Raw genomic sequence first — 2074 nt, 5'->3', positions numbered from 1 at the left:
AGAGCATGAAACCAAATTCCTTTCTCATTCCAGCCATAGCCGTAGTCTTCTCGGAAGTCCGATGCCCGCTTCATCGACATAAACAATTGTTTGAGCTTCCTGAGTTGCCACCTGCTCGCTTGTATGCTTGTCTTTTCACCTCGTCACGTTGTAGGTAGCCGTAGGTCTTTTTTTTCGTGTGAACCCAATTTTTTTGAGTGCTCGTCCAATTGTGCGTTCGCGAAGCGTCGGGCTTTGCCCGAATCGCTAATATCCCCCTCCCACAGTTGAGCCATTTCCACTTGTGTTTTATCCCCATGAATCCGCCGCATTCTCCCGAAATTTCTCCCAGTCTGTGATGGAAGTGGCCACTACCGCGCTTGTTGATTGGGCAATGCTATATAGTCCCCCGTTTCGGCTTTTCGCTTCAGCCATAAGTCAATGGTGTTGCGACTGATCTTGAACAGTTGACTGACTTCACTTTTCTTCATACCACCTTCAATTATTGCTTCTATCACTTTTTTTCGGAGATCGTAACTATAGGCTTTGGGCATCGGTAATGGGATTGCTGTGTCTCAAACACTACTTCTAGTCTATGTCCTAACCGCTCTGGCGGCTGCTATATCCCTCTTCTGTCACTCTCCGAATTCAATGATTAACAAATAAGTCAGATTATCCAGAATTAAAAAAGAATTGATATTGATTAATATCACTAATTAGCTGATTCAATCCCAGCAATAAGTTACTATTCGGCAAAATATCTAACCAGGGAAAAATAATCCATAACATCATAATGGGTTGAATCAGTAAACGAAAATTGTTTAACACATTCTTCCATCCACCCTTATGATTCCATTGTTGATGATTACTCACCTGGATATCATCAGCATCTCTCACCTTATTGGCCACTTCTGTCGATTTCTTTAAAGATAAAAAAGCTGGATAATTTAAACTAATCATGGTGTACACAAAAAATTATTTCCCACCATTTTTCGATATCCTTAAACTTAGTAAAACGGTAATCTGTCCATCCTAATTCTTGTTTACACTGACGAAAAGCATACTCTACCCATGTTCTTAATCCATACAAATCTCCCAAGATTTTCTTGAGATTACCTTTCAAATTAGTCATCACAAAAGATGTTCCATTCTCTGGCATAGTTTTTGGGTCTGTGGTTATTTCCCAGTAAGTTATGGCTCTCTTTTTTCCATAGACTATTTCTCTAATGTATCTAGTTTCTGATTTTTGATTACTAAATGTTCTGGTAAATTTACACCACTTATTCGCTCTAACCCTCTGTGAGCTTGGCATCCAGACTCCATGATTACTCCTAATTGCTACTACATAAGACAATTTATTTTTCTCTAATGTTCTAATAAACTGGCTACTTTCACCCTAGAGACTATCCGCTAATACTCGTTCTATATTTAATCCTTCCTCTACTAATTCTTCTAGGATTTCTGAGGCTAACTCTATTTTAGTTTTGTACTTATCTTGCCCTTTTAATGTTCCTCTTGGTTTGAAGATTTTGCCTACCAATGGAAATGTTATATTTTGATACACCCCGTAAGCATTAACTGACACTATTCCATTATCTACTTTTCCGATACTTCCTAGATATTGCCTTGCTACATAGTCCGTTTTTTTTCCTTTCCTTCTCTCCCCGGTTTCATCAATTATTACCGTGATTTTTTCGGAGTTTAATGCTTTGAGCATCCGACTTAATCTTCGGGATTTTACTTCAGTCGCTGACCAAGGAGAATTGGCTAAAAAATGATGGAGTGACTGAGCAGATTTTATGCCTACTACCTTAGCTATTTCTGGTAGCGACTTTCTCTTTATCGGTGAGATTATTCCTAAATGTAAATATTTGAAACATTCATAACTTCTTACTTCTGAAAACAGGTCTTTATAGTTAGAGTCGATGCGGGCGATTAAGCCCGGCACCTCTCCTTCAGAACCGTACGTGAAGTCGGGTAAGGTTTGTAGATTACTCTACTCCCCTCCCCTAAGAACCGGACTTGACAGTTACCCATCATCCGGCTCAAGCCTTACTTCAAGCCTTCTGCTTGGTTTTCTTTTTGCCATGAAGAA

Annotated in this window: 1 protein-coding gene and 1 pseudogene; both read right to left on the bottom strand. The window is 39.4% G+C overall.

Annotated elements, in window-relative coordinates; genetic code table 11:
- Nucleotides 1–350 precede the first annotated feature (350 nt).
- Nucleotides 351–533, bottom strand: coding sequence for an IS630 transposase-related protein (locus tag F6K49_RS43575; RefSeq protein ID WP_293107964.1), 183 nt, complete (start codon nt 531–533; stop codon nt 351–353).
- A gap of 118 nt (nt 534–651) precedes the next feature.
- A pseudogene (locus F6K49_RS43570) lies at nt 652–1900 on the bottom strand (IS701 family transposase); the annotation flags it as partial.
- Nucleotides 1901–2074: the final 174 nt, after the last annotated feature.

This window comes from Moorena sp. SIO3I6 (genome assembly GCF_010672095.1).
Note: the sequence above shows the minus strand (reverse complement) of the source record. Positions and strands in the feature narration are given on the sequence as shown.

What these genes read in the sequence shown, in the direction of transcription:
- F6K49_RS43575 (WP_293107964.1), bottom strand. Translation starts at nt 533, where the DNA reads ATGCCCAAAGCCTATAGTTACGATCTCCGAAAAAAAGTGATAGAAGCA.